This is a genomic window from Stenotrophomonas genospecies 3, from assembly GCF_054473855.1.
The window spans coordinates 1-213 of record NZ_JBTMUR010000058.1 but is presented as its reverse complement, the minus strand read 5'-3'; the positions used below and the strand labels follow the sequence as shown (position 1 = coordinate 213).

1 rRNA gene is annotated in these 213 nt (G+C 54.9%); it reads left to right on the top strand.

The features are described 5' to 3' along the window. Positions 1-213: ribosomal RNA gene (locus tag ACX9OT_RS21895) — 16S ribosomal RNA — on the top strand; the annotation flags it as partial.

Here is a 213-nt window from a genome sequence, read left to right as displayed (position 1 = left end):
AATCTACTCTGTCGTGGGGGATAACGTAGGGAAACTTACGCTAATACCGCATACGACCTACGGGTGAAAGCAGGGGATCTTCGGACCTTGCGCGATTGAATGAGCCGATGTCGGATTAGCTAGTTGGCGGGGTAAGGGCCCACCAAGGCGACGATCCGTAGCTGGTCTGAGAGGATGATCAGCCACACTGGAACTGAGACACGGTCCAGACTC